Origin of the sequence: Streptomyces avidinii, from assembly GCF_045161815.1 — a bacterium.
GTDB lineage: Bacteria > Actinomycetota > Actinomycetes > Streptomycetales > Streptomycetaceae > Streptomyces > Streptomyces avidinii.
The window spans coordinates 5,097,832-5,110,260 of record NZ_CP108863.1 but is presented as its reverse complement, the minus strand read 5'-3'; the positions used below and the strand labels follow the sequence as shown (position 1 = coordinate 5,110,260).

The window sequence follows — 12,429 nt, the reverse complement described above, 5'->3', positions numbered from 1 at the left end:
GACGTGCAAAGAATTCCGATCAAGGGACTCGATCAAGGGCGCGGCGGAGCCGGACGGTTCGGCTGGCCCAGCGTCTGGTGGACCAGGTCCTCCGGGCAGGGCGTCCCCCGCGGCAGCTGGTACTTCGCCGCCACCCGGTACTCCCCCGGGGCGGGCGCCAGCAGCTCCGTCCACACGTCCCCGGTCTCGTCCGGAGCGGCCTTGAACAGGCATCCCGCCGTGTTCGCGTACTGCTTCCGCAGCGCGCCGCCCTCCCCACCGGCGCCCCGCGCCTTCGAGGCGAAGGTCTCCTGCGGCGGCGGCACCGGCTTGCCCGCCGCGTCCACCAGCCCCAGCCACGGCGAGTGCGGGATCCGTACCAGCACCCGTCCGGGCTGCTTCACGTCGACGATCAGCCGGTCGGCACTCGCCCGCACCACGGTCGCCGGCCCGGACACCAGGTCGGTGGGATCGAGGACCTTGAAGAGCTGCCAGTTCGCGTCGCCCCACACCTGCTGGAGGTACGGGACCCCCGCGCGCACCAGCTTCGCCTCGTCCTCCCCGCCCGAGTCGGGTTTGTCGGCGGGCAGCACCACGTAGTGCACGGCCCAGCGCTCCAGCCAGGCCCGGTAGCTGTCGGCGGTGAGGGTGTCGTCGTAGAAGAGCGGGTTGCGCTCCAGGTCGGCCTGCCGGTTCCAGCCGCGCGCGAGGTTCACGTACGAGGGGAAGGCGGAGGACTCGCGGTGGCTGCTGGCCGGGACCACCTCGACCCGGCCGCGGTCGGCGCCCGCCTTCTGCAGCTGGTCGACGAGGGGCGCCAGCTCGCGGCTCCAGGCCGCCAGCGGCGTGGTGCGGACGATGTCGGTGATGCTGTTCGCGGTGATCCAGGCGTTCAGGCCGATGCACGCGAGCAGCACGCCGTACCAGCGCCGCGTGCGCGGGACCTCGTACGCGAGGGCCGCGAGCAGCACGGCGCCGCCGAACAGCATCACCATCCGCGTGACGTTCGAGCCGACCTGGGAGTCGATCGCCCAGGTCAGGAAGACGCCGAGGGCGTAGACGGCCGAGGCGATGCGTACGGTCCTCCAGCGCCGCGGTACGAGGAAAAGGATCAGCAGCGCGAACACGAACGGCAGCCCGGCCGAGCCGATCTTCATCGGCTGCGTCCCGGAGAACGGGAACAGCCAGGACGACAGCCCGACCACGGCCACCGGGGCCAGCCCGAGCGCGTACGCACCCGGCCGCCGCCCGCTCAGGAACAGCGCGGCCGCGATCACCCCGAGGAAGAGCCCCGCGACGGGGCTGGCGGCGGTCGCGAGCCCGGCCAGCGGGGCCGCCACCGCGGCCTTGGCCCAGCGCCGCTCCGCCCACTTGCGGGGCCAGCAGAAGACGGCGGCGACGGCGCCGAGCGCGAACATCACGCCGAGGCCGAAGGTGACGCGGCCCGACAGGGCGTTGCAGAGCAGACCGTAGACCCCGGCCAGGGCGGGCCACAGGGGCTCGCGCACAGCCCTGCGGCAACGGGTCAGGATCAGCGCGAACAGCCCGGCCGAGACGGTGCCGGCGATCATCATCGTGGTCCGGACGCCGAGCATGTGCATGAGGTACGGCGAGACCACGCTGTACGAGACCGGGTGCATGCCGCCGTACCAGGCGAGGTTGTACGCCGAGTCGGGATGGCGGCCCACGAACTCGGCCCAGGCGTCCTGCGCGGCCAGGTCGCCGCCACTGTTGGCGAAGCTGAAGAACCAGGCGACGTGCAGCAGCCCGGCCAGAACGGTGGCGACGGCCACCGGGTGGCGCCGGGCCCGGTCCAGGACGGCCCCGACGGGGCCGCGGGACGGCCGTGTGCCGCCGGGCGCAACGGCCCCGGAGGACACGGTCGCCACGGGAGCGGCTGGATCCGCGGGAGCCGCGGGAGCCGCGGGCCGGGCTGGATCGGTGGACACGCCGGGAGCACCGTCGGCGGCCGACGGGATGGCCTCCTCGCGCCGGCCCTGCTGCTCAGCGGTGGTCACTGCCGCACTCCCCAACACACACGAGTCCACACTTCGACTTCCCGGCAGCCAAGACGCGGCCCGGCGCCCCGGGGTTGCCCGGGGCGCCGGATCCACGCTCTCACCGGATGTCAGCCGACGCGCGTCAGCTTGCTGCCGATGCCCGGCGCGGCGAGGTCGTCCTTGAGGGCGACCGGCACCTTGACCTGGCTGGCGCCCTCGCCGACGGTCAGCAGACCGACCTCGGTACCGGCCGTCGCGGTCTGCGGCAGCTTGCCTCCGCCGTCCGCGAGTTTGACGTCGACGGTCAGCGAGGCCCAGCCGACCGCCTGCACGTCGGCGGTGGCGACGACCGGCGTCCGGCCGCCGAGCCCGTCGTCGACGTAGCCCACGACAGCGCCCTTCTTCACGACGGGCGCACCCTCGAGGGCCTTCTGGGTGGCGATCATGAGCTGCTTGCTCGCGGCGATGACGGTGTCGATGATCGGCGACTTGTGCTGGCCGAGGACGGCCCCGACGATCAGCTGGTTGGTGTTGCCGACCTTCTTCTGCGCGGCGAAGAGGAGGTTTCCACCGGCCTTCGTCGTCGTACCGGTCTTGATGCCGAGCGAGTCGTTGTACGGAACCAGGCGGTTCCAGTTGTCCCACTTCTTGCCCGACGGGTCGATCCAGCTGGGCTTCTTCGTGATGTCGAGCAGCGTCTCGATCTCGACGAGCTTCAGGCCCAGCTTCACCTGGTCCTCGGCGGTGCTGACCGTGGTCGCGTCCAGACCCGAGGGGTCCGTGTACGTCGTCTTGGTCATGCCGAGTTCCTTCGCGGTCTCGTTCATCTTCTTGACGAACGCCTCCTGCGAACCGGAATCCCAGCGCGCGAGCAGCCGCGCGATGTTGTTGGCCGACGGGATCATGAGGGCGGCGATCGCGTCGTACTCCGAGATCTTGTCGCCCTCCTTGACCGTGTCGAGCGTGGACTCGTTGTCGGTCGAGTTGTTCTTCTTGCCCTCGGTCTCGGCCGTCTTGTCGACGTCGATCATCGCGCCCTGCTCACCCTTCTTGATGGGGTGGTCGCGCAGGATGATGTACGCCGTCATCGACTTGGTGACGCTCGCGATCGGCACCGGCTTCTGCTCGCCGGACTGACCGAGCGTGCCGAGGCCGGCGGCCGCCATGTAGGCCTGCCCCTCGGCGGGCCACGGCAGCTGGGGCGCGGCGCCGTCGAAGGTGTACGCGGACTTCTCGGTCATCACGAGCTTCGGCTCGGGCAGCGGGCGCACCAGCTGCACGACGGCCAGGATGAGCGCCAGGAGCGCGACGAGCGGCGCGTAGATCTTGAACCGCCGGATGGCGGTGCGCATCGGGCTCGGCGGCGGGGGCGGGTTGTTCGTGAGGTCCGCCAGCATGTCCAGCGGCGGCTTGGGCGGCAGCGGCTGCTGGGTGGTCCGCTCGGCGCTGTCGATCCGGTCGAACCGCGAGGCGGGCGTGACCGGAGGCTTGGGCTGCTGCCCGGCGGCCGGGGTGGCCGGGGTGGCCGGCGCGACGCCCTCCGGGCGCAGCGGCACGAAGGTGCTGCCCTTGGGCGCCTCGGCGGCGGGCCCGGACTCGGCGGGCTTGGCCGGGGTGAACCTGGCTTCGGCCGGCTTGGCCAGACTCGGCTTCGGGGCGGCGGGCTTGGCGGCGGCGGGCTTCGGGGTCTCCGCCTTGACCGCATCCACCTTCGGGACCCGGAAGACGGCGGTGCGCTCACTGTCCGCAGGCTTCTCGGCTGCGGGCTTCTCGGCTGCGGGCTTGTCCGCGGAGGAGGGCTTGTCCGCGGAGGGCTTCGCCTCATCGGCGGGAGCCGAAGCGGAAGGCGGCTTCACCGCACGGAACACGGCCGTACGCTCGCTGTCCGCGGACTCATCGGCCGCGGGCTCGGGCTTCGCCCGCTCCGGGACGGAGGTCGAAGCGGAATCCGGCTTCACGGCCCGGAACACGGCGGTGCGCTCGCTGTCGGCGGGCTTCGCCTCGGCAGCGGGAGCAGGCGTGGACGGCGGCTTCACCGCACGGAACACGGCCGTACGTTCGTTGTCCACCGGCTCATCGACCGGGTCGGAAGCAGAAGCGGAATCGGAGTCGGGCTCGCCGGAACGGGCCTCGGAAGCGTCGGACCCGACGGCCTCGGGCTCACCCGCGGACGTCTTCGCATCCACCGAAGCGGAATCCACAGCTTCACCCGGCGCGGGGTCCTCGTCCGCATCGTCGGAGGCATCCGCGTCGTCGGGATCGGCATCGACATCGGCCTCGTCGGCCGAGGCGACCCATGCCGCCACGGCGTCCCGCAGGGCATCCCGCCCGCCGGCTTCACCCTCGGAATCCGTCTCGGCCTCGGCGTCGGCCCGGACTTCGGCGCCGGCGGCGCCATCGGTCTCGACATCCGAATCCGAATCCGAATCGGAATCGACCTGAGCATCGACGTCGGCATCGGCGTCCGCGTCGGCACGGGCCTCGGTCCCGGTCTCGACGTCGACGCCCACACCGGAACGGGCGACCCCGCCGCCCTCGGGATCGCGCGGCCGGAACACCGACAGCCTCGGATCGCGCCCCGCGGACGACTCCGCCGCCCCCGGCACTCCTTCATCTACCGACTTGTCGGGGGACTCGCCCGCCACCGTTCCTCCTCCATCGCCGCCACGTCCGGCTGTCCGAATGTCTAACAGTGTCCCGTCTCGGGAGCATCGCCCCCGTGCCAGACGAGAACGACATAACTGCGGGTTACCCCACAAAGCGGCCACGCGCTCTCGACAGATGAATGTGAGAGGCGTCACCCTGTCACTCATCCACGCGGGGAGGCATGGATGGGCAGGAGCCGCAGAACAATTCCGGAGGAGCTTCTGCTGCTCGCCTTGGACCCGGCCACGGGTACCACGGCGCAGCCGCAGTCGCTCGACCTCGGCCTGGCCGGGGCACAGCTAGTGGAGCTGGCTCTGGCAGGACGGATAGCCCCTGATGGGGATCGTATCGCCGTGGTGATGCCACGGCCGACAGGAGATCCGACTCTGGACTCCGCACTGGAACTGCTGCGCAGGCGCGGCAGCCCGGTACGGGCCGTCCACTGGATCGGCGGACCCCGACTGGGGCTCCGTCAGATTTACCTCGCTCATCTGGAGCGCTGCGGCATGGTGCATGCCGTCGCAGGACAGATGTGCGGAGTGTTGCCGACGACTCGCTACCAGGCGACGGACACGGAGATCAGCCGGGAGATCCGAGCCCGGCTCGACAGTGCGATCCGCACCGGCGTACCGCCGGACCCGCGGACCGCGGCGCTCGCCGCACTGGCCCACGCGGTCGGACTCGGCAAGCACCTGTACCCCGGCAACGAGGGGCGGTCGTCCAGGTCCCGGCTGCGGGACCTGATCCGACACGACCCGATGGGCGGACTCGTGGCGCACGCCGTGATGGACGTCCAGAACGGTGTGGCCGCACAGCCACGCCGTGACCGCGCACCGGCACCGCCGGCCCGGGCTACGGCGAGCAGTGTTCCGCTGCAGCCGCGCCGGACGGGCGCCATGGCCCGCGCGGCCGCGCACTGATCCACCCCCGCTTCATCGCAGCACCGCACAGCACCACCGCACCACCATCGCAACGCCACCGCCCCGACCGGCGTCCGTGAGGACCCGGTCGGTTCGGGAGCCCCCGGCGCGCGGGGTGGCGGGGCCGGTTCGCCGACCCCGCCACCCCGCGCGTCTGTGTTTCCGGGCCGTTCCCCAGCGGCGCCGCCCGCTTCGGTGGCAGTCTGCTCAACACCAGATACGCAGAGAGACAGCTGCAACGACAGAAGAAGGCGGAGGTGCCGTTCACGTGGCGTCCAATGTCAATCCCACCGTCCGACGCCGCCGACTGGGCATGGAGTTGCGCAAGCTCCGTGAGGACAAGGGCATGACGGCCGAACAGGTCGCCGAGCGCCTGCTCGTCTCCCAGTCGAAGATCAGCCGCCTGGAGAACGGCCGCCGCTCCATCAGCCAGCGCGATGTCCGCGACCTGTGCGACGTCTACGAGGTGGAGGACCGCCGCCTCATCGACTCGCTCATGCAGATGGCGAAGGATTCCCGCCAGCAGGGCTGGTGGCACGCCTTCGGCGACATCCCGTACAGCGTCTACATCGGCCTGGAGACGGACGCCGCCAGCCTGCGCACCTACGAGCCCCTGGTGATCCCGGGGCTGCTCCAGACCACCGAGTACGCCCAGTCCCTCGTACGCGGCGCGTGGCCGGAGACCGCCCCCGCCGACGTGGACAAGCGCGTCCAGGTCCGCATGCACCGCCAGAAGCGGCTCTCCGAGACGGAGAACAACAACCCGGAGCTCGGGCCGCTGCGCCTGTGGGCCGTGATCGACGAGGCCGCGCTGCGCCGACGGGTGGGCGACGCCCAGCTGATGATCCGGCAGCTGGAGTACTTGATAGAGCAGTCGGAGCAGCCGCACGTCACGGTGCAGGTGATGCCCTTCGAGCTGGGCGCGCATCCGGGCGTCAACGGTCAGTACGCGATCCTGGAGTTCCCGGACGCGTCCGACTCGACCGTCGTCTACATCGAGGGCGTGACGAGCGACCTGTACCTGGAGAAGGCCAACGACGTCCAGAAGTACAGCGTGATGTACGAACACCTGCGCGCGCAGGCCCTCAACGTCGACCAGACCCGTGACTTCATCTCGGGGATCATCAACGAATACGCCGACAAGGGCGCATAGGGGCGGGATTCGGGCGATATCCATCGGGCGGGCGGGCGGCGGGCCGGTACGGTACACCGTCACTCCCCAGCCACAGAAGGCCTGAATGGAATATGCCACCCGGTCGGGTGAATGGTCGCTTCACCCGTCAGGAGCTGCCGGTAGCGTCGATCAGGTCGGCCGGAAATATGGCCGACAGGACACCGGATCTACCGGCACTACTCGCTCACCGGAGAGAAACATGGCTATTCGCCAGGGCGCCACGACCAACTGGATCAAGTCCTCCTACTCCGCCAACGGCGCATGCGTCGAGGTCAAGTCCCCTGTCATGGAGGCCATCGCCGTCCGCGACTCGAAGGTTCAGGACGGACCGTCCCTCACCTTCGCGCCCGACTCCTGGACCTCGTTCGTCGCCGACGTCACCGAAGGTCGGCCGGGACGCCTGGCCTGAACATCACGGCGCTCGTCCCGACCGTCCTCGCTGTCCATGCCGTTCGGTCCCCGCGTCCAGCACAAGCGGGACCGGCTGCTGCACCCCGAGCACGACCTGATTCAGATGCGCCATCTGAATCACCTGCACCACCTGCACCACTGACTGGGGCCCTCTCGACCGACCCGCCGTCTTGGCCGAGGGGGCTCGGCCATGCCCGCGGTGGCTGCCGCCGGCCCCTCAGCGCAACTGATCGACGTAACGGTCGGTCCCCGGCACCGTCGGGATGAAGGGCGCCACCAACTCCACCCGCCCCAGACCCACCTCCGCGACCTCCGCGTCCAGTCCCCGGAAGTTGTCCCAGCAGGTCCGGGGGTCCTCCTGGAGGAACCACAGCAGCGTGAGGCGGGTGTCGACCCCCTCCACCTGCTTGACGTACGTCATCCGGTCGCCGGGCAGCGGGGTGGGGCGGAAGACCGTCACCATCGCGGCCGGACCGCCGTGCAGCCGCTTCGGCAGGGCGCGCGAGCGCAGCCACTCCAGCAACTCGGCCCGCTGCTCGGGCCCGTCGGCGTCGACGACCTGGACGACGAGGCCCGCGTACGGGTGGTCCAGGGCGTGGTGGTCCCGCGGGCCGGCGGCGCCGTCGCGGTAGACGGTGGCCACGTGGTCCTGGAAGGACGTGAAGACGTGGGTGCGGTCCTGGTAGACCCTCCCGTCGCGGTTCAGGCGCTTGTTGATGCCGACGGTCCACTTCATGTGCTCGTCGTAGCGGCCCTCGGTGACCCAGTACGTCGACATGTAGCAACCCGCGGTGACGGGCTGGGCCACGGCCGACTTCTCGGGGTAGCGCAGTTCCTGCAGCTCGCGGGTGGCCACCCAGCGGCGGCCCGCGTACATCCAGGGCATGGCCATGGCGCCGGCGTAGTAGTGGTCGTCCTCGTACCAGCGGTTGTACGCGTACTCGTGGCCCGGGTGCGGTTCCACCATCGTGATCAGCGCGTGGCCCGGGCGGACGCCGTAGGGGCCGACGGCCGCGAGCTCGGCGTAGTCCTCGACGCGGGTGTCCTGCTGCGGGTCCTGCTCTCCTGTCGTCATGGGAACGGTCTATCTGATGCGGCATCAGATGGGGAGGGGTCGGGACGGGTCCACCCCCTGATACATACATGCCGTCTACAACTTTCCCTGGCTACGATGCGCGCACCCGCCTCCCGAAGGAGCTGCCCGTGCCCGCTGCCGTGTCCGCAGAGGTGGCCGCGAGGTCCCGTGGCTCGCCGCGCACCCGGGCGCGCAGGACCGTACGGCCCTGCTCGGCAGCTTCTCGAAGGTCATGGCGCCGGGGCTGCGGCTGGGCTGGCTCCGGGCGCCGGCGGCGCTGCGGCGGGCCGCGGTGGTCGCGAAGCAGTCGGCGGACCTGCACACCTCCACGGTGGACCAGCTGGCCGCGGCGCACTACCTCCGGACGGTGGACCTCGACGCCCACACAGCCACGGTCCGCACGGCGTACCGCGAGCGCCGCGACGCACTGCAGGACGCCCTGAGCCGTGGCCTCCCGGCCGACTGCGAGTGGAACCTGCCCGCGGGCGGGATGTTCTTCTGGGCCCGGCTGCCGGAGGGTCACGATGCGACGGCCCTTCTCGGGACGGCCGTCGCGCACGGCGTCGCCTTCGTCCCGGGCGCCCCCTTCTTCGCCGCCGACCCGGACCCCCGCACCCTGCGCCTGAACTTCACGACGCACACCCCCGACGAGATCACCGAGGGCGTCGGCCGGCTGGCCGCGGCGCTGGCGGAGTACGGCGTGAAGCGGCTTCAGGGCTTCAGTGCTGGAGGGCGACCTTGAGCAGCACGATGAGGAGCCCCAGGAAGAGGTTGATCGCGCCGGCCAGCAGCATCAGCCGGCGTGAGGCGCCGGCGCGGCTGGCGGCCAGGGTGGCCCAGCCGACCTGCCCGATCAGGGCGACCACAAGCGCCAGCCACACCACCCCTTGGGGTCCCAGGCCGAACCACGGGCTGATGGCCGCCGCGACGGCGGGTGGGACGGCCGCCTCGATGATCGGGCGCTCCTGCCTGGCCTCACTGCGGATCACGGGCCAGGTCAGGCGGTTCACGATGCGGGCCCCGAAGAGGCGGGAGAAGACGTGCGCGGCCCAGAACACCAGACCGGTGGACAGGAGCAGCACGACGAGTTGCACCCGCGGGTAGGGGCCGAGCGTTCCGGCGCCGACCACCACGGAGGCGGCGAGCAGTGAGCCGTAGACGGCGCCGGTGTAGTCCCCGCGCTGCTCACGTTCTGCCGGAGCCCCTTGCGGCGGGGCCTCCTGCGGCCGGGCCTCCGCGGGGACGCCGCCTTCCGGGAGGCCACCGTGCGGGCTGCCACCGTGCGGGCCGCCGCCTTGCGGGCCGCCGCCTTGCGGGCCGCCCACTGCGCCGCCTTCCGCGCCGCCCTCCGAGGAGGCTGTCACGCGGCCTTGGCCTGCGCGGTCGGCCACTTGAGTTCGATCTCCATCTCGATCTCCCCGTCGCCGACCTCGACCTCGATCTCGGTGCGGAGCTCGTCGGGGACCCGCAGGCTCATCTTCCCCGGGCCGAGTTCCAGTTCGGCGTTGCCGCCGTGCCGCAGGGCCTCCGCGAGCGCCGATAGCTGGTCGGCGGCCTCCAGACGGGAAAGGGAACGCTTCTGCTCGAACTTGAGGTCCTTCACGGAAGTCTCCAATCCGCTGCGCACACCGGGTCGGGCTCATTGGCCGGCTCATTGGCCATTGTCACGCCGTACGGGAGGTCGGGCATCCCGGGCCGGCCGGTTGAAGGCGAGCCCGAGCACCTCGCTCCACTGCATGGGCGGCGCGGCCGGCGGGGCCCCCGGGCGGAGCCTGGGAACCCGTACGCGCAGTGCGCCCGGCCGCACGGAGCAGGTCACGGGCGTGGGCATGGTCAGGGCCTCGCCGTCCACGGCGACCGCGATCCGCTCCGCGGACGAGCCGACGACGACCTGGCGGGAGGTCAGGACCTGGAGGCCGGCCGCCCGCGCACCGCGGAGCGCGACATCGGCCGCCTGGGCGGCGTTGTTCACCCGGATCCCGACGACACCGAGCACGCCCAGGTCGAGCCGGGCCCTGCGGGCCCCCATCGGTTCGGGGGACGAGTACGGATTGTTGCTGACCAGCAGCGCCTGCTGGGCCTCCAGCCGCGTCTCGTCGGTCGCTGCGTCGAGGGTGGTGCCGGCGTAGCCGAGCAGCAGGTCGGGCAGAGCGGCGAGGGCCGAGTCGGCCTTGGCATCCCGGTACTCCGGCCGCTGCACGATCTCCGCGTAGACGCCGAAGGAGGCCGTGTTGACGAAGGCCTGGTCGCCCACGAAACCCAGGTCGACCCTGAGCTCCTCCCCGTCGGACAGCGCGTCCAGGCACCGGGACGGGTCCTCGCGGTCCAGGCCGAGGTCCATGGCGAAGTGGTTCCTGGTGCCTGCGGAGATCACGAGGAACGGCAGGTCGTGCTCGGCCGCCACTTCGGCCACCCGGGCCTGGGTCCCGTCGCCGCCGGCCACCCCGAGCAGGTCCGCGCCCTCGGCCACCGCCCGGCGGGCGAGGGCGGCGACGTCCGTCACGACCTCCGGGTCGAGCAGCACCACCCGGGCGCCGAGCGCCTCGGCCTTCTCGACCAGGCCGAACCGGCCGACCTTCCCGCCCCCGGACTTCGGGTTCATGATCAGCACCGGGTTCCGGGGGCCGGCCCGTATGACCGCCCGCATGCCGTGGCTCCGGCGTGCCGAACGCAGCGCGGTCCGCGCGCACGCCACGGCGGCGGCCCAGAGCGCGATGGCGACCAGCGCCGTGGGCCACAGGTCCGCCCGGGCGTAGATGAGCAGGATGGCCACGGGCGCAGCCACCACCAGCAGTAGGCCGACCATCCGTACCGCTCCGTGATGGGACACGACCCACCAGGTCCCCATGGCGGTGAGCGCCGCCCCGGCCAGCCCGACGACGAGGACGAGCAGCCCACCGACGATGCCCTCGGCCACCAGGGTCAGCGCCGCGAGCACCGCACAGACAACGGCCAGCAGGGCCCACCACCGAACATGCCGGGGCGGGCCGGAAGGATCCGCAAGCGACATGTTCCTCACGTCCTCGCCTCGTGCCGCAGGGTCATCTCCGATCATCTCCCGAACCCGATCAACCGTCGACGCGGACGCGAACCCGCACAGGACCCGGCCGGTGGTCCGGCTCGGCCTCGCCCCACCACGGTGGCCACCGTGGTACTGACGGCCACCGTCGGCTGCACGGCGGAGGCCGCCCGAATCCGGCTGCTGTCGGAGTGGGCGCCGGTCGGGGCAGGCTCGAGGCCCGCCCGCCGCCGCGTCATCGAAGTCGACCCCCCGGTCGGCGCCGGACGGGCGCCGGGGAGCGCGCCGCCGCCTCCCACTCCACTTCGCCCCGCCCCTTCACACGGGCGCGGGGCTCACCTAGCCTGACGGGTCGTCAGATACATCTGTCGGCTGGAGGTCCGTCGTGCTGCTGCAAGGGAAGACCGTCATCGTCTCCGGCGTCGGGGCCGGGCTCGGGCATCAGGTGGCCGCCACCGTCGTGCGGGACGGCGGGAACGCCGTGCTCGGGGCGCGGACCGAGGCGAATCTCGCCAAATCCGCCGCCGAGATCGACCCCGACGGCGCGCACACCGCCCACCGCGCCACCGACATCGGGGACGAGCGGCAGTGCGAGGCCCTCGCCGAGCTCGCGCTCACGCGCTTCGGCCGGATCGACGCCGTCGTGCACGTGGCCGCCTGGGACTCGTACTTCGGGGGGCTGGAGGACGCCGACTTCGGGACCTGGCAGCAGATCATCGACGTCAACCTGCTCGGGACGCTGAGGATGACCCGTGCCTGTCTGCCCGGCCTCAAGGAGCGCGGGGGTTCCGTGGTGATCATCGGGACGCAGTCCGCGGTCGCCGCCCCCAACGAGGTGCAGCAGGCCGCCTACGCCGCCTCCAAGGGGGCCCTGACCTCCGCCATGTACTCCATGGCCCGCGAGCTCGGCCCGCACCGGATCCGCGTCAACACCGTGCTGCCCGGCTGGATGTGGGGGCCGCCCGTGCAGGCCTTCGTCACCTTCACCGCCCACACCGAGGGCATCCCCGAGGCCGAGGTGCACTCCCGGCTGACCCGACGGATGGCCCTGCCCGATCTGGCCACCGACGGGGACGTGGCCGACTCCGCCGCGTTCCTCGCCTCCGACCGGGCCCGGGCCATAACCGGCCAGTCGCTGCTGGTCAACGCGGGTGAGCTGATGAGATGAGCCACACCACCGCCGGAACATCGGATCGTATGCTCGG

10 protein-coding genes and 1 pseudogene are annotated in these 12,429 nt (G+C 71.6%); 5 read left to right on the top strand and 6 right to left on the bottom strand.

Annotation, left to right across the window (positions count from 1 at the left end; genetic code table 11):
- Positions 1-32: 32 nt before the first annotated feature.
- Both OG373_RS22955 and OG373_RS22950 read right to left on the bottom strand, forming a co-directional pair.
- On the bottom strand, positions 33-1,997 hold the full coding sequence (locus OG373_RS22955) for an MFS transporter (protein WP_405440007.1): 1,965 nt from the start codon (positions 1,995-1,997) through the stop codon (positions 33-35).
- Between the two features lie 110 nt (positions 1,998-2,107).
- Positions 2,108-4,780 carry a hypothetical protein gene (locus OG373_RS22950; protein WP_405440005.1) on the bottom strand — a complete coding sequence of 891 codons (2,673 nt, stop codon included), beginning with the start codon at positions 4,778-4,780 and terminating at the stop codon, positions 2,108-2,110.
- Between the two features lie 30 nt (positions 4,781-4,810).
- On the opposite strand from OG373_RS22950, the gene OG373_RS22945 reads away from it, so the two are divergent.
- The 3 genes from OG373_RS22945 to OG373_RS22935 all read left to right on the top strand — a co-directional run bounded on the left by OG373_RS22945 (position 4,811) and on the right by OG373_RS22935 (position 7,128).
- A complete protein-coding gene (locus tag OG373_RS22945) occupies positions 4,811-5,545 on the top strand; it encodes a GPP34 family phosphoprotein (RefSeq protein ID WP_030390041.1) in 735 nt (244 codons plus the stop codon).
- Positions 5,546-5,813: 268 nt separating this feature from the next.
- The gene (locus OG373_RS22940; protein ID WP_397730790.1) at positions 5,814-6,698 is read left to right on the top strand and encodes a helix-turn-helix domain-containing protein; all 885 of its coding nucleotides are present in this window, start codon (positions 5,814-5,816) and stop codon (positions 6,696-6,698) included.
- Between the two features lie 220 nt (positions 6,699-6,918).
- On the top strand, positions 6,919-7,128 hold the full coding sequence (locus OG373_RS22935) for a DUF397 domain-containing protein (RefSeq protein ID WP_397730791.1): 210 nt from the start codon (positions 6,919-6,921) through the stop codon (positions 7,126-7,128).
- Between the two features lie 219 nt (positions 7,129-7,347).
- Here OG373_RS22935 and OG373_RS22930 read toward each other — a convergent pair whose 3' ends face one another.
- The gene (locus OG373_RS22930) at positions 7,348-8,205 is read right to left on the bottom strand and encodes a hypothetical protein (RefSeq protein WP_405440003.1); all 858 of its coding nucleotides are present in this window, start codon (positions 8,203-8,205) and stop codon (positions 7,348-7,350) included.
- A 142-nt stretch (positions 8,206-8,347) separates the two neighbouring features.
- Between OG373_RS22930 and OG373_RS22925 the strand changes: the two are divergent.
- A pseudogene (locus tag OG373_RS22925) lies at positions 8,348-8,947 on the top strand (aminotransferase class I/II-fold pyridoxal phosphate-dependent enzyme); the annotation flags it as partial.
- Here the strand turns inward: OG373_RS22925 and OG373_RS22920 are convergent.
- The 3 genes from OG373_RS22920 to OG373_RS22910 all read right to left on the bottom strand — a co-directional run bounded on the left by OG373_RS22920 (position 8,925) and on the right by OG373_RS22910 (position 11,215).
- Complete coding sequence (locus OG373_RS22920; protein WP_405444160.1) at positions 8,925-9,353, bottom strand: hypothetical protein; 429 nt, start codon at positions 9,351-9,353, stop codon at positions 8,925-8,927. The pseudogene OG373_RS22925 and the gene OG373_RS22920 overlap by 23 nt on opposite strands.
- 212 nt (positions 9,354-9,565) lie before the next feature.
- Positions 9,566-9,808 (bottom strand): amphi-Trp domain-containing protein, encoded by a 243-nt coding sequence (locus tag OG373_RS22915; protein WP_398668924.1) that lies wholly within the window; start codon positions 9,806-9,808, stop codon positions 9,566-9,568.
- Positions 9,809-9,856: 48 nt separating this feature from the next.
- Positions 9,857-11,215: a diacylglycerol/lipid kinase family protein gene (locus OG373_RS22910; protein WP_405440002.1), complete on the bottom strand. Its 1,359-nt coding sequence runs from the start codon at positions 11,213-11,215 to the stop codon at positions 9,857-9,859.
- 394 nt (positions 11,216-11,609) lie between these two features.
- Here OG373_RS22910 and OG373_RS22905 point away from each other — a divergent pair, with 394 nt between their 5' ends.
- A complete protein-coding gene (locus tag OG373_RS22905; RefSeq protein ID WP_397730797.1) occupies positions 11,610-12,392 on the top strand; it encodes an SDR family oxidoreductase in 783 nt (260 codons plus the stop codon).
- Positions 12,393-12,429 lie beyond the last annotated feature (37 nt).

Coding starts and splice junctions, on each gene's coding strand:
- OG373_RS22945 (WP_030390041.1), top strand. CDS start 4,811: ATGGGCAGGAGCCGCAGAACAATTCCGGAGGAGCTTCTGCTGCTCGCC.
- OG373_RS22935 (WP_397730791.1), top strand. CDS start 6,919: ATGGCTATTCGCCAGGGCGCCACGACCAACTGGATCAAGTCCTCCTAC.
- OG373_RS22930 (WP_405440003.1), bottom strand. CDS start 8,205: ATGACGACAGGAGAGCAGGACCCGCAGCAGGACACCCGCGTCGAGGAC.
- OG373_RS22910 (WP_405440002.1), bottom strand. CDS start 11,215: ATGTCGCTTGCGGATCCTTCCGGCCCGCCCCGGCATGTTCGGTGGTGG.